This is a genomic window from Streptomyces scopuliridis RB72 (assembly GCF_000718095.1).
In the GTDB taxonomy this organism is placed as follows: Bacteria; Actinomycetota; Actinomycetes; order Streptomycetales; family Streptomycetaceae; genus Streptomyces; species Streptomyces scopuliridis.
In genome coordinates, this window is sequence record NZ_JOEI01000031.1 from 162,234 (window position 1) to 186,090 (window position 23,857).

Annotated in this window: 20 protein-coding genes; 3 read left to right on the forward strand and 17 right to left on the reverse strand. The window is 71.1% G+C overall.

Going from position 1 to position 23,857, the window contains the following annotated elements:
* From IF11_RS0131095 to IF11_RS0131105, 3 genes are all read right to left on the reverse strand, one after another.
* Positions 1 to 1,305 carry an extracellular solute-binding protein gene (locus IF11_RS0131095; protein ID WP_030355119.1) on the reverse strand — a complete coding sequence of 435 codons (1,305 nt, stop codon included), beginning with the start codon at positions 1,303 to 1,305 and terminating at the stop codon, positions 1 to 3.
* 246 nt (positions 1,306 to 1,551) lie between these two features.
* Entirely contained in the window at positions 1,552 to 1,851 is a 300-nt protein-coding gene (locus IF11_RS0131100) for a DUF3039 domain-containing protein (RefSeq protein ID WP_030355120.1), read from the reverse strand.
* A 170-nt stretch (positions 1,852 to 2,021) separates the two neighbouring features.
* Positions 2,022 to 2,582, reverse strand: a complete 561-nt coding sequence (locus IF11_RS0131105) for a YqgE/AlgH family protein (protein ID WP_030355121.1) — start codon at positions 2,580 to 2,582, stop codon at positions 2,022 to 2,024.
* Positions 2,583 to 2,857: 275 nt separating this feature from the next.
* On the opposite strand from IF11_RS0131105, the gene murA reads away from it, so the two are divergent.
* A complete protein-coding gene (gene murA, locus IF11_RS0131110; RefSeq protein WP_030355122.1) occupies positions 2,858 to 4,198 on the forward strand; it encodes a UDP-N-acetylglucosamine 1-carboxyvinyltransferase in 1,341 nt (446 codons plus the stop codon).
* Positions 4,199 to 4,370: 172 nt separating this feature from the next.
* On the opposite strand, the gene IF11_RS0131115 is transcribed toward murA, so the two are convergent.
* From IF11_RS0131115 to IF11_RS37995, 10 genes are all read right to left on the reverse strand, one after another.
* Positions 4,371 to 4,652, reverse strand: a complete 282-nt coding sequence (locus tag IF11_RS0131115) for an HU family DNA-binding protein (RefSeq protein ID WP_004571953.1) — start codon at positions 4,650 to 4,652, stop codon at positions 4,371 to 4,373.
* 469 nt (positions 4,653 to 5,121) lie between these two features.
* Positions 5,122 to 6,558, reverse strand: a complete 1,437-nt coding sequence (locus tag IF11_RS0131120; RefSeq protein ID WP_030355123.1) for an NAD-dependent malic enzyme — start codon at positions 6,556 to 6,558, stop codon at positions 5,122 to 5,124.
* Positions 6,559 to 6,960: 402 nt separating this feature from the next.
* Positions 6,961 to 9,411: a HelD family protein gene (locus IF11_RS0131125; protein ID WP_030355124.1), complete on the reverse strand. Its 2,451-nt coding sequence runs from the start codon at positions 9,409 to 9,411 to the stop codon at positions 6,961 to 6,963.
* 62 nt (positions 9,412 to 9,473) lie between these two features.
* Positions 9,474 to 10,292, reverse strand: coding sequence for a zf-HC2 domain-containing protein (locus IF11_RS0131130; RefSeq protein WP_030355125.1), 819 nt, complete (start codon positions 10,290 to 10,292; stop codon positions 9,474 to 9,476).
* Positions 10,289 to 10,876, reverse strand: coding sequence for a sigma-70 family RNA polymerase sigma factor (locus IF11_RS0131135; protein ID WP_030355126.1), 588 nt, complete (start codon positions 10,874 to 10,876; stop codon positions 10,289 to 10,291). The genes IF11_RS0131130 and IF11_RS0131135 overlap by 4 nt, the downstream gene beginning before the upstream one ends.
* Before the next feature lie 275 nt (positions 10,877 to 11,151).
* A complete protein-coding gene (locus IF11_RS0131140; protein WP_030355127.1) occupies positions 11,152 to 11,757 on the reverse strand; it encodes a CGNR zinc finger domain-containing protein in 606 nt (201 codons plus the stop codon).
* 108 nt (positions 11,758 to 11,865) lie between these two features.
* On the reverse strand, positions 11,866 to 12,396 hold the full coding sequence (locus IF11_RS0131145) for a GNAT family N-acetyltransferase (protein WP_030355128.1): 531 nt from the start codon (positions 12,394 to 12,396) through the stop codon (positions 11,866 to 11,868).
* Positions 12,397 to 12,483: 87 nt separating this feature from the next.
* On the reverse strand, positions 12,484 to 13,623 hold the full coding sequence (locus IF11_RS0131150; RefSeq protein ID WP_030355129.1) for a uroporphyrinogen-III synthase: 1,140 nt from the start codon (positions 13,621 to 13,623) through the stop codon (positions 12,484 to 12,486).
* 202 nt (positions 13,624 to 13,825) lie between these two features.
* A complete protein-coding gene (locus IF11_RS0131155) occupies positions 13,826 to 15,202 on the reverse strand; it encodes a nitrate/nitrite transporter (RefSeq protein WP_051746380.1) in 1,377 nt (458 codons plus the stop codon).
* Between the two features lie 97 nt (positions 15,203 to 15,299).
* The gene (locus tag IF11_RS37995; protein WP_030355131.1) at positions 15,300 to 15,950 is read right to left on the reverse strand and encodes a phosphotransferase; all 651 of its coding nucleotides are present in this window, start codon (positions 15,948 to 15,950) and stop codon (positions 15,300 to 15,302) included.
* Positions 15,951 to 16,187: 237 nt separating this feature from the next.
* Between IF11_RS37995 and IF11_RS0131165 the strand changes: the two genes are divergently transcribed.
* Positions 16,188 to 17,243 carry a LacI family DNA-binding transcriptional regulator gene (locus IF11_RS0131165; RefSeq protein ID WP_030355132.1) on the forward strand — a complete coding sequence of 352 codons (1,056 nt, stop codon included), beginning with the start codon at positions 16,188 to 16,190 and terminating at the stop codon, positions 17,241 to 17,243.
* Positions 17,244 to 17,420: 177 nt separating this feature from the next.
* Entirely contained in the window at positions 17,421 to 18,473 is a 1,053-nt protein-coding gene (locus IF11_RS0131170) for a hypothetical protein (protein WP_133243203.1), read from the forward strand.
* Positions 18,474 to 18,515: 42 nt separating this feature from the next.
* Here the strand turns inward: IF11_RS0131170 and IF11_RS0131175 are convergent, their stop codons facing one another.
* From IF11_RS0131175 to IF11_RS0131190, 4 genes are all read right to left on the reverse strand, one after another.
* Positions 18,516 to 19,664 carry an acyltransferase family protein gene (locus IF11_RS0131175; RefSeq protein WP_051746381.1) on the reverse strand — a complete coding sequence of 383 codons (1,149 nt, stop codon included), beginning with the start codon at positions 19,662 to 19,664 and terminating at the stop codon, positions 18,516 to 18,518.
* Positions 19,661 to 21,844 carry a bifunctional polysaccharide deacetylase/glycosyltransferase family 2 protein gene (locus IF11_RS0131180; protein ID WP_078491013.1) on the reverse strand — a complete coding sequence of 728 codons (2,184 nt, stop codon included), beginning with the start codon at positions 21,842 to 21,844 and terminating at the stop codon, positions 19,661 to 19,663. Before IF11_RS0131180 ends, IF11_RS0131175 begins: the two co-directional genes overlap by 4 nt.
* A gap of 63 nt (positions 21,845 to 21,907) precedes the next feature.
* Complete coding sequence (locus tag IF11_RS39580; protein WP_206300597.1) at positions 21,908 to 22,624, reverse strand: hypothetical protein; 717 nt, start codon at positions 22,622 to 22,624, stop codon at positions 21,908 to 21,910.
* Between the two features lie 195 nt (positions 22,625 to 22,819).
* Complete coding sequence (locus tag IF11_RS0131190) at positions 22,820 to 23,785, reverse strand: LysR family transcriptional regulator (RefSeq protein ID WP_030355137.1); 966 nt, start codon at positions 23,783 to 23,785, stop codon at positions 22,820 to 22,822.
* Positions 23,786 to 23,857: the final 72 nt, after the last annotated feature.

Below are 23,857 nucleotides of genomic sequence, written 5' to 3' on the forward strand. Positions count from 1 at the left end.
TCAGCCCGCGGACGAGAACGCCGCGTCCATCTTCTTCGCCGCGTCGTCCGACGCCGCGGCGACGTCCTTACGGCCGCTGACGATCTCCTGGAACATCGTCGGCAGGACGAGCGAGGAGTCGATCTGCGCCCAGCCCGGCGACGCGGGCACGAACTTGGCGCCCGCGCCCAGGGTCTTGACGAACGGCTCGATGAACGGCTGCTTCTTCGCCGAGTCGGCCAGTACGTCCGTGTACGTCGGCAGGAAGCCCATCGCGTCGAACAGCTTGGCCTGGGTCTCCTTGCCGGTGAACGACTTCATCAGGTCGACGGCGAGCGTGCGGTGCGCGCTGCTCTTCAGTACGCCGATGTTGTTGCCGCCCGCGAAGGCCGGCGCGACCGAGCCCGCCTCGACCCCGGGCAGCGGCACGACCGCGTACTTGCCCTTCACCGTGCCCGCCTCGACGGCCTGGTGGCTGAAGTCGCCGCCGATCGCCATCGCGGCCTTCCCGGACGCGAAGGCGGTCACCGTCGCGTTGCCGCCCATCGAGGCGCACTTGGCGGCCGGACAGTTGTCGTCACCGAAGAGGGAGGTGTACGCCTCGATGCCCTTGCGGGCGGCCGGGCTGTTGACGGCGGCCTTGTACGTACCGCCGCTCTCCTGCGCCAGTTCGCCGCCGTTCGCCCAGAGGAACGGCATCGCGCCGTAGGTGTACGCGCCGCCGACCGCGAGCCCGTACAGCTCCGGCTTCGCCTTGCGGACCTTCTTGGCCGTGGCGATCAGCTCGGCCTGGGACTTGGGGGCGGCTATCCCCAGCTCCTCGAAGACATCGGTGCGGTAGTAGAGCGCGCGGACGCCGACGAAGAGGGGCGCTCCGTAGATCTTGCCGTCGACCGTGACGGACTGCCGGGCCGTCGGGTCGGTGTCCTTGGCCTCGTCCCAGGCGTTGAACTCCTCGGTGACCTCGGCGAGTCCGCCGTCCTTGACGTATCCGGCCGTGTCGGTGTTGCCGTACTCGATCAGGTCCGGCGCGCTCTTCGGATCGTTGAAGGCGGCCTTGATGCGCTGGGCGCGGGTCTCGACCGGGATGTACTCGATCTCGACCTTCGTCCCCTCGTGCTTCGTGCCGAAGGCGGCGACAGCGGCGTCGACGACCTGCTCCTTGGGCTTGTTGTTGACCTCCTGGAAGAGCCAGACGCGCAGCGTGCCGCTCTTCTCGTCCTTCGTCGCGCCGGTGTCGGAGGTCTGCGGGGCGCAGGCGGTGGCGGTGAGGCCGGCGAGCGCAAGTGCCGCCACCGGGACGGCAATGCGGGAGGAAAGCTTCATCCGGGATCCCTACGGGTCGGCGTTGCACCATGCGCAACGAACGTTTCGTGCTGCACAACTCGCAGGAGGTTAAGCGCGGCTGGAAGTCGCCGACAAGTGGTCTCAACCAATCTGTGACGCGAAGCCCGTGCGAAGCCGGCACGAAGCTCACGCGAAGCCCGGACGGAGCGCAACGCGAGACGGCCTCCGGGACGCGCGCATGCACGCGCGTCCCGGAGGCCGTCTCCGACGGTGGACCAGCGGTCGCTACTTCTTGCCGCTGTCCTTGCCGCCCTTGTCCTTGCCCTTGTCCCCGCCGGGACCCATGGACTCGTAGATCTCCTTGCACATCGGACAGACCGGGTACTTCTTGGGGTCGCGCCCCGGTACCCAGACCTTTCCGCACAGTGCGACCACGGGAGTGCCGTCGAGGGCACTCGCCATGATCTTGTCCTTCTGGACGTAGTGGGCGAAGCGCTCGTGGTCGCCGTCGCCGTGCGACACCTGTGGTGTCGGCTCCACGAGGGTGCCCGTACCTGCCCCGCGCTCGGGCTCAAGAGTGCTCATAGCAGCCAAGGGTACCCAGGCCCGGGGGATCCCGGAGGCTCCGGGTCCATGCACTCCGGAGCCATACGCTCACGCATCGCGCCGACACGCCGACGACACGCCGAGCGGCGACCGCGGAGCGATCGGCGCGCCGACGGATCGCCGACGGACGGGTCGATTCGGCCGGGCGGTCAGTTGAGGGAGGGATCGTCCGGATATGTGGCGACCATGGCCAGTTCGCTGCGCTGTCTGCGCAGCACCGCCCGCCACAGGCTCTCAGGTCTCGGCGACGACACATCGCCCGGCTCCGACTCGACGACGTACCACGCCCCTTCGCGCAGCTCTTCCTCCAGCTGGCCGGGGCCCCAGCCCGCGTAACCGGCGAAGATCCGCAGCGAGCCGAGCGCCCGCGCGAGCAGCTCGGGCGGGGTCTCCAGATCGACGAGGCCGATCGCCCCGTGCACCCGGCGCCACCCCAACGGCCCCTCGTCGCCCGGGATCACGGCGAGGCCGAGGGCCGAGTCCAGCGAGACGGGACCGCCCTGGAAGACCACACCGGGCTCGCCCGCCAGCTCCCCCCAGGACTCCAGGATGTCCGCGACACCCACGGGCGTGGGCCTGTTGAGGACCACGCCGAGCGAGCCCTCCTCGTCGTGATCGAGCAGGAGCACCACCGCGCGGTCGAAATTCGGGTCGGCCAGGGCGGGAGTCGCGACAAGCAGCCGCCCTGTGAGCGAGGACACCTCGGTCATGCGAGACATGATCCCGCATATTCGCCGTCCGCGGGGCGCGCCCGGCACAGTACGCGTGAACGCAGCTCAGGACGCACGGCGCGGAGGGGAGCGCGCGATTTCCCGGAAATCGAAATGGTGACCCTCCGCGAGCAATAAGGAACCGTACGTGGCGAACCGCCGCACATTACCTGTCGCCTGCGTGCCGACCGCTCCCCGGGCCTTACGGGACGGGGGTCCCGGCCCCTTACCCTTTTCCTTGGCCACCTGCCCGCCCACTCCGGAACGCGAGATTCATGACCGGCACAGACGATGTAATGCTTGTCCACGGCGGAACCCCGCTGGAGGGCGAGATCCGCGTCCGCGGCGCGAAGAACCTGGTGCCGAAGGCCATGGTCGCCGCGCTTCTCGGCAGCGGCCCGAGCAGACTGCGCAATGTGCCCGACATCCGCGATGTACGGGTCGTACGGGGACTGCTGCAATTGCACGGCGTGACCGTACGCCCCGGCGACGAACCGGGCGAGCTGATCCTCGACCCGACCCATGTCGAGAGCGCCAATGTCGCCGACATCGATGCCCACGCGGGCTCGTCGCGCATTCCGATCCTCTTCTGCGGACCGCTGCTGCACCGGCTCGGCCACGCGTTCATCCCGGGTCTCGGCGGCTGTGACATCGGCGGCCGGCCGATCGACTTCCACTTCGACGTGCTCCGCCAGTTCGGCGCGACGATCGAGAAGCGCGCGGACGGCCAGTACCTGGAGGCGCCGCAGCGGCTGCGCGGCACGAAGATCCGGCTGCCGTACCCCTCGGTCGGCTCGACGGAGCAGGTGCTGCTGACGGCCGTACTCGCCGAGGGCGTCACCGAACTGTCCAACGCGGCCGTGGAACCGGAGATCGAGGACCTCATCTGCGTGCTGCAGAAGATGGGCGCGATCATTTCCATGGACACCGACCGGACGATCCGGATCACCGGTGTCGACCGGCTGGACGGCTATACGCACCGGGCGCTGCCGGACCGTCTGGAGGCGGCCTCCTGGGCCTCCGCCGCGCTGGCCACCGAGGGCAACATCTACGTCCGCGGCGCGCAGCAGCGCTCGATGATGACGTTCCTCAACACCTACCGCAAGGTCGGCGGCGCCTTCGAGATCGACGACGAGGGCATCCGCTTCTGGCATCCGGGCGGCTCGCTCAACGCCATCGCGCTGGAGACGGACGTACACCCCGGTTTCCAGACCGACTGGCAGCAGCCGCTGGTGGTGGCGCTGACGCAGGCGTCGGGGCTCTCCATCGTCCACGAGACGGTGTACGAGTCGCGGCTGGGCTTCACCTCCGCGCTCAACCAGATGGGCGCGCACATCCAGCTCTACCGGGAGTGCCTGGGCGGCTCGGACTGCCGGTTCGGGCAGCGCAACTTCCTGCACTCCGCGGTCGTGTCGGGCCCGACCCGGCTCCAGGGCGCGGATCTGGTCATTCCCGACCTGCGCGGCGGTTTCTCGTATCTGATCGCGGCGCTGGCGGCGCAGGGCACCTCGCGGGTCCACGGCATCGATCTGATCAACCGCGGCTACGAGAACTTCATGGACAAGCTCGTCGAGCTGGGCGCGAAGGTCGAGCTGCCGGGCGGCGCGCTCGTCTGACGCACTGTCACCCTCGTCACACCGCCGGCCCCGCTCCCCTCGGAGCGGGGCCGACGGCGTACCCGGCGCCGGCAGGCGCCCTTGCGGGGCTTCTGACGGCCCTCTGACGGCCGGACACACCAGGGGCGGCCACCCGGTCCGGGTGGCCGCCCCTGCGTGTCGCCTATGGGTGTTACTTGCCCTTGGCGGCTTCCTTGAGCTTGGAGCCCGCGGAGACCTTCACGCTGTAGCCGGCCGGGATCTGGATCGGGTCGCCGGTCTGCGGGTTACGAGCGGTCCGAGCGGCACGGTGGGTGCGCTCGAAGGTCAGGAAGCCGGGGATGGTGACCTTCTCGTCGCCCTTGGCGACGACCTCACCGACCGTCTCGGCGAGAGCGGCCAGCACAGCGTCGGCGTCCTTGCGGGTCACCTCGGCGCGGTCGGCCAGGGCGGCCACCAGCTCACTGCGGTTCATGTTGTTACTCCCGTGTTCTTCTTGCCTGTAAGGCGTGAGATCGAAGCCGATGCTGCCAGGGCCCTCGGACAGTCCCCGGACCCGGGTCTGCTGACAGACCCTCGCGCCCGAATACGCATCCTGCCCCCACCAGCGGCGGGAAAGCCAATCCGGCACCCTCCGGAGTCACACGAAAAGCGCCACTGCCTCGTCGTCGTGACGTTCCGTCGACTCTGTGGAGACTCCTTGGAGCCTTGGGGCCCTTGAGCCCGCCGGAGGCCCTGAAAACCTCCCTGGAGCGGCGGGGCTCATGGTCCGCCACCCTAGAGGGGCCCGTGGGGCGCGGCGAATCGCGACGCGCCGGGCACCGGACGGACGTGAGATGTACCGCAGTCCTCGGTAGCGTATCCGGGCCCCGTCGTGGGCCTGGTCACATTTCGGGCCGGGCCCCGGGGGCGTGCTTCGCGCTGCCCCCGGGACCCTCCGCTGGTCAGACCTGGGGGACGGGGACCGTCACGTCCGCGCCGGCCGCCCTGGCGGCGTCGCGCACCGCGCCGGCCACCGCGCCCGCGACCTTGTCGTTGAAGACCGAGGGCACGATGTAGTTCGGGTTGAGCTCGTCCTCGGTGACGACATCGGCGAGCGCCGCCGCCGCGGCCAGCATCATCTCGGTGTTGACCGTGCGGGACTGGGCGTCCAGCAGGCCGCGGAAGACACCGGGGAAGACCAGCACGTTGTTGATCTGGTTGGGGAAGTCGGAGCGGCCGGTGGCCACCACGGCCGCCGTCTCGCGCGCGATCGCCGGGTCGACCTCGGGGTCGGGGTTGGCGAGGGCGAACACGATCGCGCCGTCCGCCATGGCCGCGACGTCGTCGCCGTCCAGCACGTTCGGGGCCGAGACACCGATGAAGACGTCCGCGTCGACCACGGCCTCCTTGAGCGTGCCGGTGACGCCCTCGGGGTTGGTGTTGTCGGCGATCCAGCGCAGCGGCGACTCGGGGGTGGCCTCCACCAGGTCCGCGCGGCCCGCGTGCACCACACCGTGGATGTCGGCGACGACCGCGTGCTTGACGCCCGCCGCGATCAGCAGCTTGAGGATGGCCGTACCGGCCGCGCCCGCGCCGGACATGACGACCCGTACGTCCCCGATGCCCTTGCCCACCACACGCAGCGCGTTGGTCAGGGCCGCGAGCACCACGATCGCGGTGCCGTGCTGGTCGTCGTGGAAGACCGGGATGTCCAGGGCCTCGCGCAGCCGCGCCTCGATCTCGAAGCAGCGGGGCGCGGAGATGTCCTCCAGGTTGATGCCCGCGAAGCCGGGGGCGATCGCCTTGACGATCTCGACGATGGCGTCGGTGTCCTGGGTGTCCAGGCAGAGCGGCCAGGCGTCGATACCGGCGAACCGCTTGAAGAGGGCCGCCTTGCCCTCCATGACGGGCAGCGCGGCCTTGGGGCCGATGTTGCCCAGGCCGAGCACCGCGGAGCCGTCCGTGACGACCGCCACGGAGTTGCGCTTGATGGTCAGCCGCCGGGCGTCCTCGGGGTTCTCGGCGATGGCCATGCAGACCCGGGCCACACCCGGGGTGTAGATCATCGAGAGATCGTCACGGTTGCGGATGGGGTGCTTCGACTGCATCTCGATCTTGCCGCCGAGGTGCATCAGGAACGTACGGTCGGAGACCTTGCCGAGGGTGACGCCCTCGATGCTCCGCAGCTGCTCGACGATCTCCTCCGCGTGCCCGGTGGAGCTGGCGGCGATGGTGACATCGATCCGCAGCTTCTCGTGGCCGGAGGCGGTCACGTCCAGGCCGGTCACCGAGCCGCCGGAGGACTCCACGGCCGTGGTCAGCTGGGAGACCGCGGTACCGCTCGCGGGCACCTCCAGCCTGACCGTCATCGAGTACGAGACGCTGGGCGCCGTTGCCATGACCGAGTCCCTCTTCTTTCCCTAGCCTCTTTGCCGCTCCACCCGAACCACGTCGACGACGGAGCTTTCAGATGGTCGCACCTACCGGCGGGTAACAGGTAAAGACCTTTATCTACGGAACGCCGTCTTCCATGATGTGAGACGAAAACAGGCCCTCACCAAGGTCTGGTGAAGGCCCGCCGGCGCCTCTGTGGCGCTGATGCGAAGCTGACGCAAAGGTGGCACCGACCCGCCATGCTCGCCTCGCGGCAAGTGGTCGCTCGAAGCGACGAAGGTTGGGCCCGGGGGCTTGGATCGAGCCGGTGCCACCCCCAGGCTAACAAACCACTCCGGTAAGTGATTCCGTCCGCGCGAGTTTGACTACGGGTCAATCCCGGGACCGGTCCGGGGGCGGCCCTGGAATCAGTCCCGGAGCAGGTCCGGTACGCCCTCCGCGTCCGGTTCGTCGCGGGCCGCCGAGACCACCGTGAGCTGCTGGGTCGCCCGGGTCAGCGCGACGTACAGCACCCGCAGACCGGCCGGCGACTCGTCCGCGATCTCCGCGGGGGAGACCACGACCGTCGCGTCGTACTCCAGCCCCTTGGCCTCCAGACTGCCCAGCGCCACCACGCGGTCGCCGAGCCCGGCCAGCCAGCGCGCCGCCTGCTCGCGCCGGTTCATGGCGACGACGACACCGACCGTGCCGTCCACCTGGTCGAGCAGCCGCCGTGCCTCCGCGCGGACGGTCGCGGCCGGGTCGCCGTTCTGTACGACGCGGAAGCGCGGCCGTACGCCGGTGGAGCGCACCGCGCGCGGCGACTCCATGCCGGGCAGCGCGAGCGCCAGGACCTTCGACGCCAGCTCGGCGATCTCGGCCGGGTTGCGGTAGTTCACGGTCAGGGTGAAGCGGCGGCGCGGGCGGGTGCCGAGCGCCTCGTCGCGGGCCTCCGCCGCCTCGTCCGGGTCCGACCAGGACGACTGCGCGGCGTCGCCGACGACCGTCCAGGTGGCGTGCCTGCCCCTGCGGCCGACCATCCGCCACTGCATGGGCGTCAGGTCCTGCGCCTCGTCGACGATGACATGCGCGTACTCCGTACGCTCCGCCGCCAGCCGTTCGGCCCGCTCGCGCTGTGACTCCTCGCGCTGCGGCATCAGCTCCTCAAGGCCGGTCAGCTGGTCCAGCGGATCGAGATCGCGCCGCTTCCTGGGCCGGGGCGGCGCGCCGAGCAGCGTCTCCAGCTCGTCCAGGAGCGCCACGTCATGGACGGAGAGCGGGCCACCGCCGTCCAGGCCCAGCCGCTTCAGGGAGCGGGCGAGACGGCGGTTCTCGCCCGGGTTGAGGATCCGTCGCGACCAGCGGCCGAGCCGCCGCTCGTCGGCCATCGCGGCGAGCACCCCGCGCGGGGTCAGCTCGGGCCACCAGGCGTCCAGGAAGGCGAGGAAGCTGTCCTCGGACGTGACGTCCTCGTCGAAGGACGAGCGCAGTTCGGCGGCGAGCTCCGGGTCGGTGTGCCGCTGGGCCGACCCGGACTTCGCCCAGAGGGCGTCCAGCAGGAGTCTTCGGGCCCGTGGCCTGAGCAGGTTGACGGGCGCGGTGCCGCTGAGCACGGACTGCCGGATCCGGTTCAGCTCGCCCGCCTCCAGCTCCAGCCTGCGGCCGAAGGCGACGACCCGGAGCAGATCGGTCCGTACGGGCGCGGCCTCGGCGGCGTCCTCGTCCCCGTCGGCGTCCAGGTCCTCGCCGAAGGCCAGCTGGCCCTGCTGATCGCGGTCCCGGCGGGGCCCGGGGCCCGCCGGGAAGGAACCTTCCAGCGCGCCCCTGGCCGCCTTGCGGAGCACCTTCAGCATCCGCGCCGAGCCCTTGATCCGGGCCACGGCCGGTTCGTCGTACGCCGTGGCCTCCGCGCCGTCCACCAGCGACCCGACGGCCCGGATCGCGACCTGTCCCTCCTCGCCCAGCGAGGGGAGGACGCCCTCCGTGTACGCGACGAGCAGCGGCGTCGGCGAGACGACCAGGATGCCGCCCGCGTATCGCCGCCGGTCCTGGTAGAGCAGATACGCGGCGCGGTGCAGCGCCACGGCGGTCTTGCCCGTGCCGGGGCCGCCCGAGACCTCGGTGACGGAGGCGGCGGGGGCCCGGATCACCAGGTCCTGCTCGGCCTGGATGGAGGAGACGATGTCCCGCATGGTGTGCCCGCGGGCCTGGCCGAGCGCGGCCATCAGCGCGCCGTCCCCGATCACGGCCAGCGCGTCGCCGTCCAGCGAGGCGGTCAGCTCGGGCCGCATCAGATCGTCCTCGACCCCGAGGACCCGGCGTCCCTTGGAGCGGATGACCCGGCGCCGTACCACCCGGCCGGGATCCACCGGGGTGGCGCGGTAGAAGGGCGCGGCGGCGGGCGCGCGCCAGTCGATGACCAGCGGCGAGTAGTCGGAGTCCAGGACTCCGATACGGCCGATGTGCAGCGTCTCGGCGATCTCGGCGGTGCTGCCCGACCCGATGGCGTCGTCGGCGGGCTCGACCGAGGTGTACGCGCCGTCCGGGCCCTTCTTGCCGTCCTTGCCCCGGAGGAGGTCGATCCGCCCGAAGAGGAAGTCCTCGAATTCGTTGTTGAGCCGGTTGAGGTGGATCCCGGCGCGGAAGACCTGGGCGTCCCGCTCGGCGAGGGCTCCGGGCGTGCCGACCTGCCCCCGTTTGGCGGCGTCGTTCATCAGGAACTCCGCCTCGTGGATCTTCTCCTCAAGACGGCGGTACACCTGGTCCAGATGGCGCTGCTCGACGCCGATCTCGCGGTCGCGTACGGAGTCGTGCTCCGTGGCGCGTACGGGATCGACGGCGGGTCCAGCGGTTTCTACAGCGGCATCCTGCGCGGCCACCGAGGCCCCCTTCATGACGTGCATTGGGCAGCCGTCAACCGTACGCGAAGGGGGCGGGTATGTCAGGCGCCGACTTCCACCAGTCGTTTGCCGTCGAACGTACGGACCTCGAAGTGATCGATGTCGTTGCTCTCCATGGCCGTACCGCCCTCGACATAGAGCGGCTTCTTGCCGTTCTCGTCCGGGCTGTCGGGGATGCCGTACCCCCACGCGGGCACCGACCACGACGTGACGACCTCCTGCTCGCCGGTCTTGGAGACGGCGACCAGACTGCACTTGAGCGGGCCTTTCACATTCTTCAGCTCCAGGGCGGTGCGGGTGCCCCAGGCCTTCGGCTCCATGGCGATGGCGGCGCTGACCTTGGTGACGGTGTCCGTGGCGCCGATCTTGCCGGGCATCCGGGCGAACTCCTCGGCCGGGGTCCGCTCCTTCGCCACCGGCGTGCCGGCCTCGGCGCCACCCGAGGTGGCGATCCCGACGCCCACGGGCCCGCCGATGATCAGCGCCGCGGCGGCGGCGACCAGATACAGCCCCCGACGCTTGCGCTTGGCGCGCTTGACGGCGACCTCGTCGACCAGCCGGCCGAGCAGTTGCGGGCTGGGCCGTACGGAGACGGAGGGGGTCGGCAGCTGTGCGAGGGGTACGGGCGGCGGGGTCAGCGGGGTGGGCGCGAGGAAGGGGTCGGGATCGTCCGCCAGCATGGCCAGCATCGGTTCCATCCCGGAGAACTCCTCCAGCTGGACGGCGCAGATCCGGCAGCCGGCCAGATGCGCCTCGAAGGCCGTGGCCTCGGCATCGTCCAGAATTCCGAGAACGTACGCTCCGACGGCTTCATGCACAGTACTTTCGTCGCCCAGTCCGTACTGCTCGTGCGTGGTCATGCCGAGACCCCCCTCTCCTCCAACGCGAGCTTCATCGAACGTAGTGCGTAGAACACACGGGAACGCACGGTCCCGCTGGGTATGCCGAGCGTCTCGGCCGCCTCGTTGACCGTGCGTCCCTTGAAGTACGTCTCCACGAGTACTTCCCGGTGGGCAGGGGTCAAATCCTCAAGCGCGTCCGAGAGCGTCATCAGCCACAACGCCTTGTCGATCTCGTCCTCCGCGGGCATGACCTCCAGCGGCGACGGGTCGACCTCCTGCGGCCGGGCCTGCCGGCTGCGGTGACCGTCGATGACGATGCGCCGGGCGACCGTCACCAGCCAGGGTCGGACAGAGCCGGTCGCCCGATTGAGCTGACCGGCATTCTTCCAGGCACGGATGAGCGTTTCCTGTACGACGTCCTCGGCCCGCTGGCGGTCGCCCGCGACGAGACGCATGACGTAGGCGAGCAGCGGTCCGGCGTGTTCCCGGTAGAGGGCGCGCATCATCTCCTCGTCGGGGACGGGGGTGTTGGCGCGCGGTGCCGCGCTCCGGTGTCGGGCCCGGTGAGGGCGGTCATCGGCCACGGCCGCATCTTTGCGCACCTAAACCTCCCGGTCGAGACCTTCATGGCTGCTTCTCCCTCATCACTACGGAAGCCCGAGGGAGGCCACTCAACGGCCGACGCAAAAACTTTCAAGATCTTTTAGCTGGAGAGCGCGGCGAAGCGAGACGGCATGGGCGGGTTCGCGCCGGTCCGGGGCCCGTGCGGGATTGATGGAGGACACGTGGAGGACATGTCTCGAACTCGCATAGATACCGTGCGGTAGTTGTCTGAAAATCGCGCAACAACCTTACGGAAAGGCCCGGCTGAGCCTCCTCAGGACTGCGCGAGAGCCACCCTGCGGCGGTGTCTGGCGACCCGCTCGCGGTTGCCGCACACCTCGCTGGAGCACCACCGGCGGCGCCGCCCGCGCGAGGTGTCCAGATAGACGCGCCGGCAGCTGTCGCCCTCGCACTCCCGCAGCCGGGCCCGCGCGTCGGGATCGGTGAGCAGTTCGACCGCGTCCCTGGCGACGGCGGCCAGCAGCGCGTCGCACTCGGGCTCGGCGCTCAGCGCCCGTACGAGATCGCCGCCCTCGTCCCGTACCGCCCTGATGCCCGGCGGCGCCGCCGCGGCCAGTGTGTTCACCCGCTCCAGCGCGCCGGCGGCGTCCCGTCCGTCGATCTCGGCGTGCACCAACTGTCCGACCCTGTCGCGCAGTTCGGCGAAGGACCGGACCCAGCGGGCGTCGACCCCCGCGAGCGGTGTCCCTTCGGGCACCAGCCCCGCGCCGATCAGCCACCGGCCGAGCGGTACGGCGCCGTCGAGCCGCTCCCGGCCTCTGGAGGTCCGTTCTCCGGTGGCCACCAGATCCAGGCAGATACGCCCGGAGTCGAACCGCCACTCGTACGCGCCCATGCCCGCCGCCGTGCCCGCCGTCATGTGCCTGTCACCGCCTCGGGTTCACCGTGGGTGCCGTCCTCCCCAGAGTGCCTGCCCCGGGACGCGCCCGGAACCCCTGCTACCGGTGGCGGTTTCGCGGAAGGCTCGCTACCCGGCCGCGTTCGGCGGGCCGTTGTGCAGGATGCGTTCGAAGAGGTGGTGATCGCGCCACTCGCCGTGGATGTGGAGATAGCGCGACGCCGTACCGATCAGCTCGAAGCCGCTCTTGCGCAGCACGCGCTGCGAGGCGGCGTTGGCGAGGACCACGGCCGCCTCCAGGCGGTGCAGGCCCAGCTCGTCGCGGGCGGTGCGGATGACCTCCTCGACAGCGCCGGTCGCCAGGCCGCGGCCGGTGTACTCGGCGTCGATCCAGTAGCCGAGATTCGCACTCCGAAACGGTCCCAGGACGATGTTGAGGAGGGTCGCCTCGCCGACGATCCGGGCGCCGTCCACCAGATGCCAGCGCCGGACGGCGGGATCGGCGAGCCGGTTGGCCTGGGCCCTGGGGGTGTAGAAGTCGGCGGGGCGGTCCGGCTCCCAGGGACTCAGGTGGTCCCTGTTGCGGAGGAGTGCCTCGGCGACGAGTTCGGCGTCGTCCGGAGTGGCGGGCCTGAGGCGGATCGAGGAGTCGTGGGCCATCTTCGTACCGTACCCACGAGCCGGCTACGTACCGTTCACGGGGCGGCTTCCGTCGCGCTCACACATCCGCCTCACACATCCGCACTCTCACACATCCGCGTACTTGGAGTCGGCCGACGGGTCCAGCGCGAGCCGGTAGCCGCGCTTGACCACGGTGTGGATCAGCTTGGGGGCGCCCAGCGCGGTCCGCAGCCGGGCCATCGCGGTCTCGACGGCGTGTTCGTCGCGGCCCGAGCCCGGGAGCGCGCGCAGCAGGTCGGCCCGCGACACCACCCAGCCCGGCCTGCGGGTCAGCGCGTGCAGCAGCGCCATTCCGGCGGGCGGCACCGGCCGCAGATCGCCGTCGACCAGGACCGCGTGACCGCGGATCTCGACGCGGTGGCCCGCGACCGGCAGCGCCCTGGCGCGCCCCGGCAGCTCCGTACAGAGCACCTGGACGAGCGGCCCGAGCCGGAAGCGGTCCGGCTGGACGGTGTCGATGCCCTGGGCCTGGAGCGGCAGGGCCGTGACGGGCCCGACGCAGGCGGCCAGTACGTCATGGTGCAGGGCGGCCAGCAGCTCCGGCAGCCGTCCGCGCTCACCCGCGCGCGACAGCAGGGAGGCGGCGGCGGGCGCGCTGGTGAAGGTGACGGCGTCCACGGCGCGGGCGACGGTCGCGTCGATGAGCCGGTCGACCGGGGCGAGATCCTCCGGGGGCATCCAGCGGTAGACGGGTACGACGACGACATCGGCGCCGCCGGCCCGTAGCGCCTCCACGAACCCGGGCAGCGGCTCGCCATGCAGCTGGAGCGCGATCCGGCGGCCCTCGACACCCTCCCCGAGCAGCCGGTCGAGGACCTCGGCCATCGACTCGGAGCTGGGCGACCACGCCTCGGTGAGCCCGGCGGCGCGGATGGCGCCCTTGACCTTGGGCCCGCGCGCGAGCAGTTCGACGCCGCGCAGACAGGAGAGGAGTTCCTCGCCGTGGCCCCATCCGTCGGCGGCCCCGATCCAGCCGCGGAAGCCGATGGCGGTGGTCGCCACGACCACGTCGGGCACCTGGTCGATCAGCTCTTTGGTGGCGGAGAGCAGTTCCGTGTCATCGGCGAGCTGCACGATCCGCAGGGCGGGGGCATGGACGACGGCGCCGCCGCGGCGCTGGAGCAGCGCGCCCAGTTCATCGGCGCGCCGGGCGGCGGTGACCCCGATCGTGAAGCCCGCGAGGGGGCCGTGCTGGTGACCGTCCATGCCTCTCCTCTCTCGCTTCCTCTCGCTCGCTCACCCCGCGTGGCGCCGGCAGGGTGCCGCGGAGCGTCATACGGATGGAGCGGCCGAGACTGTCAAACACGCGTGACAGGCTCGGTCCCCATGCATTTCCGCGACGTTACGTGCCACCGCCGGAGATACCGTCGCATACGTACCGCTTCGGACAGGGCCTGGGCGCCGGGCCTCACACCTCCGCGTAGCTGCGGGCGGGCTTCGCCGCCGTAGGTACGGGTCCGGCCGGGGCCCCGCGAAGGTATACCGCCCAGGTGAGGCAGAAACAGACGGCGTAGAAGAGCAGGAACGCGATGAACGCCGGGGTGCCGGTGGCCGCGGCCTGGAAGGACTGCCGGAAGGCGAGGTTGATGGCGAGCCCGCCGAGCGCCCCGACGGCCCCGATCAGCCCCATCGACGCCCCGGAGAGCCGGCGTCCGTACGCGGCGGCCGGCTCGCCCGTCAGCCCCCGCTCCACCGCCCTGGCGTGGAAGATTCCGGGGATCATCTTGTACGTCGACCCGTTGCCGAGACCGGTCAGCAGGAAGAGCGCGACGAACCCGACGAGGAAGACGGACAGCGATTCGGTCACCGACGCGAGGACGACGACGCCGGTCGCGACGGCCATCGCGGCGAAGGTCCCCAGGGTGATCCGGGCGCCGCCGTACCGGTCGGCGAGCATGCCCCCGACGGGCCGTACGAGCGACCCGAGCAGCGGCCCGATGAAGGTGACCGAGGCGGCCTGGAGCGGGGTGCGTCCGAACTGGGTCTGGAGCACCAGACCGAAGGCGAAGCTGTAGCCGATGAACGACCCGAACGTCCCGATGTAGAGCACCGACATGATCCAGGTGTGCCGGTCCCGTACGGCCTCCCGCGCGGCCCCCGTGTCATTGCGGACGGGCGCCAGATTGTCCATGAACAGCGCCGCGCACACCGCGGCGACGACGATCAGCGGGATATAGACACCGAGCACGATCCGCGGATGGGCGGCCCCGGCCGTCCCGATCACCAGCAGCCCGACCAGCTGCACGACGGGGACGCCGATGTTCCCGCCGCCCGCGTTGAGCCCCAGCGCCCAGCCCTTCTTCCGCAGCGGGAAGAAGGAGTTGATGTTCGTCATCGAGGAGGCGAAGTTGCCGCCGCCGATGCCGGTGAGCGCGGAGACGACCAGGAAGGTCGTGTACGAGGTCCCCGGCTCCATCACGGCGTACGCGGCGCCCGTCGGCAGGAGCAGCAGCAGGGCGCTGACGATCGTCCAGTTCCGCCCGCCGAACCGGGCGACGGCGAAGGTGTACGGCACCCGCACGAGCGAGCCGACCAGCGTCGCCATGCCGATCAGGAAGAACTTTCCGGCCGGGTCGACGCCGTACTCGGGCCCCATGAACAGGACCATGACCGACCACAGGGTCCAGATGGAGAAGCCGATGTGCTCGGAGAGCACGGAGTAGAGCAGATTACGGCGGGCCGTCCGCTCGCCGGTCTCCCGCCAGAAGTCGGTGTCCTCCGGATCCCACCGCTCGATCCAGCGGCCCCCTTTTCGTGCTGCGGTGGTGGTGGTCGGGGCAGTCATCACGCCTCCACAGAGGGGAATCGAATGGTGGTTCCCGACCGTAGGGACGCCGCGTTTCGCCCCCGTTCCGTGAGGTGACCGGCGCGCAACCTTGCTCTCACCCGCGCGCGGGGCGGGCTGTGAGCGTTCTGGTGCCCTTCCCGGGTCTAGGGCGTGTGTCGAACGGCCGGAGGCGGGTGGCGTAGTCGGCGGCCTGCGCGGCCAGATGGGGCGGCAGCGAGCTGCGCCGCGCCGCCTCGGCGATGTCCAGGACCGGCCAGTCGGCGCCGGTCGCGACGCCCGAGGGCGGGAGCGCGTGTACGCGGCGTACCTGCGGGCCCAACTCCTCGGCGAGTGCCAGCTGTTGGGCGGCGGACAGTTCCGAGCGCTCGCCCGCGTCCCCGTGGATACGGGTGCTGACCAGATACGGCCACGAGGCGTCGGCGCCGTCGTACAGCCGCCCCTCCCCCAGCAGGCGGGGCGCGGCGATCTCCGGATCGGTGGCGACCAGCGCCAGCGCCGCGCGCTCGGCGGCATGACTCTCGCGCCAGGCCCCCGTCCCGCCGAACAGCTTCACCACCGCATCACCGTACAGAAAGGTGGGATAGGTCCCGCCGACACCGGACACCGGGTCGGGCCGGGCATCCGCGTCGACCAGATCGTGGCACGCCAGGACCTCGGCGGCGTACGGCCACCAGAAGCCGGTGTCCTCAAGACGCGAGACGTAGTCCCGGAGCGAGGCGAACGCGGGAGTGGGGGGTGTGGCCATCCGTCCAGCTTCACCACCGCGCGATCCGGAGCGCAAACCCTTTATGGCGAACGGCGCTGAACGGCGCTGAACCGGCGCTGAACGGCGTTGCCTGTTACGCCGAACGGCGTGGCCCGCGCGTCCGTATGGGATTCTGTACGCGACAAGATCGAACACCGACTGTTCCCGCATGCCACCCCGAACTGGCGCGGTACCACCGCTTGTCGAGTGGACGGCACCCGGAGACGGAGGCGACTGATGGCACGTACGACCACGTCCGGCGGGCGCAAGAACAAGCCGGCCACTCTGGCACTGGTCGCCCAACGGGCGGGCGTGTCACCCCAGACGGTGTCCAACGCGCTCAACTCCCCCGATCTGCTGGCCCCGCAGACCCTGGAACGGGTCCAGCGGGCGATAGCGGAGCTGGACTACCGGCCGCACCAGGCCGCGCGCTCGCTGCGTACCCGCTCCAGCCGGCTGATCGGCTACGGCGTCCAGGCGACGCCCGACGGGGTGTCCGGGCCGGTGATGGAACACTTCCTGCGCGCCTTCTCGGACTCCGCCAACGAGGCCGGATACCGCGTCCTGCTGTTCGCCGCGCCCGCGGACGCGGCGGACGAACCCGACTGCTACGCCGAGCTGTTGCGCGAGCAGTCGGTGGACGCGTTCGTCCTGAGCAACACCTACCGCGGCGACCCGCGCCCCGGCTGGCTGCGCAAGCGCGACATCCCCTTCGTCGCCTTCGGCCGCCCCTGGTCGGCCCGTTCGGTCGGCGACTGGGTGGACGTCGACGGCGCCCACGGCACGGCGGCGGCCGTCGACCATCTCGTCGCCCTGGGCCACCGCAGGATCGCCTTCCTCGGCTGGCCGCGCGGCTCCGGCGTCGGCGACGACCGGGCCCAGGGCTGGCGCGACGCGATGCGCCGGCACGGCCTGTCCATCCGGGACCTGCGGGTCACCGCGAGGGACGACGTCGACGCGGCACGCGACGCGGTCGCCCGCCTCTTCCCCACGGGCACCACGGCGGTCGTCGCGGCCAGCGACACCCTCGCCCTCGGCTGCTACCGCGCCCTGCGCGACAGCGGGCGCCTCCCGGGCCGCGACGTCGCGGTCGTCGGCTTCGACGACTCCTCCGCCGCCGCCCTGCTCTCCCCCAGCCTGAGCAGCCTCCGCCAACCCCTGGAAGAAGTCGGCCGCGCCTGCACCCGCCTGCTCCTGACCAGAATCGGAGACCCCGAGGGAACCCCGGAACACGTCTTGCTGGCACCGGAGTTGATAGTCCGCGAGAGCTCCGCGCTCCCGGTCGGGCGTTGAGGTCGGGCGTTGAGGTCAGGCGTTGAGGTCCAGCACGCGGACCGGTCGGCCGTCCGGTCGCATATCCCTCCCCCACAAGGAATTTGACGGTATGTCACCATCTGTTTCCGTTCCTCTGGGCATATGGATCCGACTCGCGTCCGGAACCGTCCGGAGCGCACGCGTACGGGGGACATCTTGAGACCGATCACACGTACCAGAGGCGTTCTGTGCGCCCTCGCGCTGATGGCCGCGGCCGGCACCGCCTGGCCTGCCGCGAGTACGGCTGCCGAGCCGGTGGCAGGGCCGGTGACCGGGCGAGCGGCGGCGTACGGCGAACCGTGCGTCAGGGAGCAGCTCGCCGTACCCGCCGGGACCCATCGGGCCGGGGTGTACGACTCCGACCCCACCGGCCGGTTCCAGGTCGGCTACACGATGGACCAGGACTTCGCGTATCACTTGATCCGGTGGGCCGACGGCGTACCGGAGGATCTGGGCACCGCCCGCACCGGCGCCACGGGCATCAACGCGCACGGCGACATCGTGGGGTCCGAGTTCGACCCGGAGACCTACCGGTCGGCCGGGTGGCTCTACCGGAACGGCGAATTCACCGAACTCCCCAGTATCGAGCCGGGCTTCGACAGCCGGCCGACGGCCGTCAGCGAGGACGGCACGGTCTCCGGTGCCTCCGGCGCCCCCGGGCAGCGGCCCGTGCCGGTGGTCTGGACGCCGGCCGGCGACGCGCGTCCGCTGGACCTGCCTCCGGGGGACTCCGGCGGGCGGGGCACCGACATCGATGACAACGGCACCGTCGTCGGCTGGACCAGCGCCGGCCCCGACACCTCCACGCACGCGGCCCGCTGGAGCCCCGACGGCACGGTGGAGCGCCTCCCCGAGCACCGGCCCGGCCCGGAGACCGGTTCGACGGCGGAGGCCGTACGGGGCGGCACCGTACTCGGGTACGAGGTCTACGCCACGGGCTCGACCCCGATCCTGCGCTGGCGGGACGGGGCCGCCGGACCGGACGTGCTCGGTGAGGGCACGCCGCAGGCGGTCAACGGGCACGGCTCGGTGGTCGTGCGCACCACGCCGGACACCAAGCTGTGGCTGATCCAGAACGGGGTCACGCGCTCGCTGCCCACCGACTCCACGCCCTACCCGACCGGCGAGGTCGTGGCTCTGACCGACGGCGACATCGCCTATGGCCGCTGGAACAGCACCCCCGTGCGCTGGGACTGCCGGCTGCCGTAGCCCGAACGGCCGGTACGGCCGGCGCGACAGCGCAAGCCGGTGCTACGTGTCGGCCGGCCACAGCCGGGGGGCTCGGCGGGCCGCCACGTCCTCGATCCAGCCCACGGCGAGGATCATCAGGGCGATCAGCGGCCAGACGAGGAGCAGCGTCAGCGTCGTGGACGCCGCGTCCAGTGCTGTACCGAAGGCGTCGATGCCCGGGATGTTCCACAGCTGGTCGAGGAGCGGGACTGTCGCCATGATCAGCAGGTTGTGCCAGAGATAGATCGTCACCGCGCGGTTGTTGGCGAGGGTGATCAGCGCGTCGTACCGCGCCAGCCGGCCCGGCAGCCGCCGCCACGACGGGGCGTACTGGAGCAGGATCGCGCAGAAGCCGAGCGACCAGGCCGCCTGGGCGAGCGGGATCTCGTCCAGGTTCCAGCCCTCGTCGGTGAGATGGCCGGAGGCCCACCAGAGGCCGCAGGCCATGGTCAGCGCGGCCAGCGAGACCGTCAGATAGCGCGGGACCCGCCGGAACATGCCGTCCTGGTGGGCGAAGCCGAGCACCCAGCACGCGCCGTACACCGCGAAGTCGGTCAGGGCGGCCCCGGTCTCGCCGGGGATCTCCACCAGGCCCGTACCGATGACGGCGGTGAGCGCGACGGGGAAGAGCAGCGTCGCCCACGGCAGCCTGCGGAACGCCCACAGCAGCAGGGGCGAGGCGAGGACGAACCACAGGTACGTACGGATGTACCAGAGCGGTCCCGCCGCCTCGTCCGCCCAGGTCGTGTCCAGCAGCCCGCCCGCGTCACCGCTCTCGAAGGGGTACGGCGGGGCGCCGAGCGGTACGAGGTAGTTGGCCAGCTCGGCGAACCACCACGCGCCCTCCTCCCTGACCGGCCGCCAGCCCAGCACGAACATCACCGGCACGACCACCAGCGCGAAGACCCACATCGGCGGCAGCAGCCGCCGCAGCCGGCCCCGGATGACGCTCCAGGGGGGCCGCTTCGACAGCGACCGGGCCATCAGTGATCCGGCCAGCGCGAACATCACGCCCATGGAGGGGAAGAGGATCGTCAGCCATGCCCAGCCGAAGACATGGAAGACCACGACACGCACCAGCGCGACGGCCCGCAGCAGATCCAGGTAGCGGTCACGGCCGGACGTCACGGGCGCCGCCTCGGAAGCCGGAGCCACGGAATGAGTGGTCACGCGACAGGCCTCCGGTCCGCGTCACCCGAGCCCGAACCCGAACCCGAGCCCGAGTCCGGGCCAAAGCCCGCGCCCGACCCCGCGCGCTCGCGCGGGCTCGGGATCAGGCCCGGTGCCCCCACCGCTCCGGTACGGCGCAGCTTCTGCCAGCGCAGCCGGCCGCCGGTGAGCGCGGTGATCCAGGACTGGAGCAGCACCACATACATGAGCTGCCGATAGAGGAGTTGCTGAAGGGGCAGCGAGATCAGGTGGGTCATACGTTCCTTGTCGAGCCGGAAGGCGTACGCGGCGCACACGGCCTGGATGAGCAGGACGCCGAGCCACGCCGCGATCGTCTGCCGGGTCGGGCCGAAGACCAGGCCGTACAGCAGGAATACGTCGATCAGCGGGGCCAGCAGCGGCGCGAGCACCATGAAGAGGGAGACCAGCGGCAGTCCGACCCGGCCGAAGCGCCCGGAGGGACCGCGTTCGACGAGCGCGCGGCGGTGCTTCCAGATCGCCTGCATCGTGCCGTAGCTCCAGCGGTAGCGCTGCGACCACAGCTGCCGCACGGACTCCGGGGCCTCGGTCCAGGCGCGGGCGCGCTCGGCGTAGACGACGCGCCAGCCGTCGCGGTGCAGGGCCATGGTGATGTCGGTGTCCTCGGCGAGGGTGTCCTCGCTCATGCCGCCGACGCGCTCCAGCGCCGTACGCCGGAAGGCCCCGACCGCGCCGGGGATGGTGGGCATGCAGCGGAGCATGTCGTACATACGCCGGTCGAGGTTGAAGCCCATGACGTACTCGATGTGCTGCCAGGCGCCGATGAGGGTGTCGCGGTTGCCGACCTTGGCGTTGCCCGCGACCGCGCCGACGCGCGGATCGCCGAAGGGCTGTACCAGTTCCCGCACGGTGGACGGTTCGAAGACGGTGTCGCCGTCCATCATCACGATGAGCTCATGTCCGGCGTGCGCGATGCCGTTGTTGAGCGCGGCGGGTTTTCCGGCGTTCGGCTGGCGTACGACCCGGACGTTGGGCAGCCGCAGCGCCTCGACGATGTCCGCCGTCCCGTCGGTGGAGCCGTCGTCGATGACGATGACCTCGACGGGATGGTCGCTCGCCATCAGTGAACGCACCGTATTGGCGATGCACTCGCGTTCGTTGTACGCGGGCACGAGCACGGTCACCGGTTCGGTGACGGGCGGCCCCCAGCCGAAATCACGGCGGCGCACCCTGCGCGCGTGCGCGAAGGAGAGCACCAGCATCAGCCCGAACCGTACGAAGACCAGCACGCCGATCACGGACAGGCCGACGACCAGGGCGCCGGTGACGTTCTCGGAGAGGGCGACGGCACCGACCCAGGCCTTGCCCTTCCAGCGGTCCGGGCCGGTGACCTCGGTGTGGGCGCTCGGGGCGCCGAGCGCCTCGGTGAGGTTCTCGAACGCGTACCCCGCCCGCCGCATCTCCGGCAGATAGCGGCCCAGCGCGGCGACGGTCTGTGAGCGGTCGCCCCCGGAGTCGTGCATCAGCACGATCGCGCCCTTGCCGCCGTCCGGGGTGGCGTTACGGCTGATCGCGGGGGCGCCGGGGCGGCGCCAGTCCTCGCTGTCGAGGGTGTTGAGCACCGTGATGTAGCCGCGGCCGCCGATGTACCGCGTCACCGGCCAGGACCGGTTGTCCATCGCGTCGGCGAACGAGGAGTACGGCGGCCGGAAGAGCGAGGAGCGGATACCGGCCGCGCCCGCGAGCGCGAGCTGGTTCTGTGACAGCTCCCAGTCGGTCCTGGACCGGGACTGATAGGCGAGATCGGGGTGGTTGAAGGTGTGCAGACCGACCTCGTGGCCCTCGTCCACCATCCGCTTCACCAGGGCCGGATGGCGGGAGGCCATCGTGCCGGTGACGAAGAAGACGGCGTGGGCGTCGTACCGCTTGAGCGTGTCGAGGACCTTGGGGGTCCACACCGGGTCGGGGCCGTCGTCGAAGGTCAGGACCAGCTTGTGGTCGGGGATACGCAGCGAGGTGGCGGGGCCGGTGCCCCGCGCGTCGATGACCGGGCCGCCTTCGAGGATCCGCCGGGGCACCTCGTCGGTGGGGGCCGGGGGACGTACCCGGTGGTCGGCGAGGATCTCGCTGTGCACATAGCCGCGCAGCATCAGCATCGCGAGCAGCGCGACGAGGACGAGCGAGGGGAGCAGATAGCGCATGGGCAGCCTGCGTCGGGCGCTCCCGCCGCTGTTCGGACGGGTTCGCCTGCCGGAGAGGTTCATTCAGCGGGTGCCTTCCCCTGCCACCGGCTGTTCGCCCGCTTGACCGGGTGGGGATGCGCCCGGCGGACTCGGATCGGCCGGTTCCGTACCGGGACCGGGGCCGGAGCCGGCACCGGAGCCGGGCTCGGTCTGCTGCGGCTGCGAGGGGCCTCCGCTGGGGGCGCCGCCGGGAGCGGGCGGGGTGTCCGGATCGGGTGTGCTGCCGCCCCCTCCGGCCGACGCCTTGGGCGGCTTCACGGCCGGCGATGCCCCGGGCCCCTTTGGGCCGGGTCGGTCCGAGGCACCCGTGGACACACTGCCCGAAGCCCTCGGAACCGCCGGGCCGTTGGAGCCCTTCGCCGGCGCCATGTCGACGGGCGCGCCGGGGCTCGCGCTCACCGACGCACTCGCCGCGGGCGTCGGCCCCAGCTCCACCGTGTCCGATGTTCCGTTGTCCGGTGTTCCGTCGTCCGCGAGACCGGGTATCTGGAGCCACGGCGCGCTGGAGTTGCCGCCGATCACGGACACCACGAGCGTCATCGCGTAGCAGGCGCAGGCGGCGGCCACGACCCAGCCGGCCCTGCGCAGCTTTCTGCTCCGGCGCCCGCTGGAATCCACGAACACCGGGCCCTCGGGCTCTTCGGGCTTTTCGGCCAAGGGGCCGCCGCCCGCAGGGAGTTCGCCGAGCTGACGGCCCAGACCGTCGAGCTCGACCGTGACATCGTTCGGCTCATACACATGCCCGGTTCGGGTATCTTCTCGCCAATTGTCCATTACAAGAACGCACATCCCCCCACCACTGAATGAAATGGGGTGCGTGGACTACTGGTTGGATATTCCGCCGGCCGGGTCCCCACCCAAGCCGAGCGCCCCCCTACCACACCGCACCCGGGGGAGGAATCTAGCGCACGCCGACGACCGCGAAGTTCCGCTTTACGGGTTATCAGGCATCGATGTGGTGACAGTGGTAGGGAGCCAGCTCCCGGGGATACGTTCCAGCCACCCCTCGCGCCCGGCGAGAGCGTCGGCGGCGGTGCGCAGCGCGTCAACTCCCGGGTGTTTCAGCCCCTTGCGCCACACCAGCGACAGCGGTGACAGAGGTACGGGGCCGACGAGCGGGCGCAGCACCGCCCCCGGCATCTCCGGGAAGTCCACCACCGCGAGTACGGGCGTACGGTGCTTCGCCATCACCCGCCGGAACTCCTCGGCCCCCACCGCCATCGGCGCGGGCGGGGCGAGTGCGATGGAGCGTCCCGCGAAGAGCTGCCGCGCCAGATCCGTCCACTCCAGGGTCCCGGGGTTACCCGCCCCCGCGTACACGCTCTCGCCCGCGAGCGCGTCGAGGGGCACCTCCGCGCGAGCGGCCAGCGGGTGGTCGTACGGCAGCAGCACGGCCAGCTGCTCGTACCGTACGAGCTGATGGGCGAGGCCGGAGCGGAGCGCGGGCGCGAGGCCGTCGGCGTATCCGAAGGAGGCGTCGAGCCGGCCGGCCAGGATCTCGGTCGCGGCGCGGGTCAGACCGCTCTCGAAGCGGGCCATCAGCTCATGGCGCGGGACGAGTTCGCGCGCCCGCGCCAGCACGCGCCCCGAGACCATGCCCTCGCTGTTGAGATCCACGAGCAGCGGCCGTTCCCCGGCGGCGCGGGCGGCCAGCAGCGCGTCCTGGGCCGCCAGCACACCCCGCGCGTACGGCAGCAGCCGCTCGCCCTCGGCCGTCAGCGTCACCTGGCGGGTGGTCCGTACGAACAGCTCGGCGCCCAACTCCCGCTCCAGCCGCCGGATATCGCGGCTGAGCGCCTGCTGGGCGACATACAGCCGGGCGGCGGCCCGGGTGAAGTGCAGGTCCTCGGCGGCCGCGACAAAGCCGCGGAGCAGCCGGGGGTCGATGTCTCGGGGCATGCCGTATTTAACAACACACGCGCGTGAATGGCCACGGAGCAGGTGTTGGACCGGGCGCGGGGCGTGCGGCGA